Annotated in this window: 1 protein-coding gene; it reads right to left on the reverse strand. The window is 46.8% G+C overall.

The window, feature by feature from the left end; all coding sequences use genetic code 11:
* Window positions 1-275: 275 nt before the first annotated feature.
* Window positions 276-1028 (reverse strand): OmpA family protein (locus R7P35_RS26370; protein ID WP_318093452.1); only part of this gene is annotated, 753 nt, incomplete at its 5' end.

The following is a 1028-nucleotide window of genomic DNA, read 5'->3' on the forward strand; positions in this document are numbered from 1 at the left end:
GACACAAGCAAAACATTGTAAACCACGAGCAGCAGGCTGATCATGGTGCCACTGTTTAGGTTGAGGCTAGAGAGTTGGGTAAGAAAAAACGCCAATAATAAATAGTCGAAGATGATTAGCCATAAAAAGGCTTTCTTCAACACATCACGTCTTTTTGTGTCGGGCATTGGCTCGTGCATATTGAACTCTACTAAAAGTCACGGCAATTGGATTAGGGATTAAAAAGGTCACCAGCAGGGCGAGGTGACCTTTGTGGTTTATGGCGTTGACAAGCATTATAGTGCTTGGATTTTCGCTTCTTGTTTTTCTGCGTCCGCCGAGTAGCGGATCACTTCTTGTCGAATAACGGGTTGGTTAAATTCCGCTTTTTGTTTCGCTTTTTGCAGCTCGCTGTCATCTTGATTGCCAAATAGGGTCTCAAGCACTTTTGCTGCTGGTGTTGTCAGAATAAACAGTTCGATTCGACGGTTTTCGCTTGAATCTGGCTCATCTGGGTTCAGCAACGCTCGATCTGACATGCCAGTAACTTGCATGACGCGATCATCGGGCATTCCGCCTTCAACCAGCGTTTTTCTCGCCACATCAGCACGCGATGCCGATAGCGCCCAGTTCGACTGACGACCAAAACGTTTCTTAAACGGAATCGCATCGGTATGACCACTGATGATCAATGGGTTGGTTACTCGCTCGAAAAGAGGGGCAAGTGCCAACAGTAAATCTTCAAAAAATGGCGTAAGCTCGGCTCCACCACGACTGAACATGTGCTGTTTGTAATCGTCTTGCAACACGATACGCAAGCCTTGTGGTGTCACAGTAACGTTGACGTTTCCTTGCGCGTTGATCTGCGCGGTCATCTCTTCGATAACTTTTGCCAGAGCAGCAAGTTGCTCTTGGGTGTCGAAGGTGCCAGGAACTAGAGAGTTAATTTCTGGACCATCACCGTCACCTTGAAAATAAGAGCTTACAACGTGATTGGAGTTGTGTTTACTTGGCACAGAAGAGTCCTGTGCCAAGTCGATAGGAGAGAT

The organism is Vibrio sp. Vb0304, assembly GCF_033338995.1.
Lineage (GTDB): Bacteria > Pseudomonadota > Gammaproteobacteria > Enterobacterales > Vibrionaceae > Vibrio > Vibrio alginolyticus.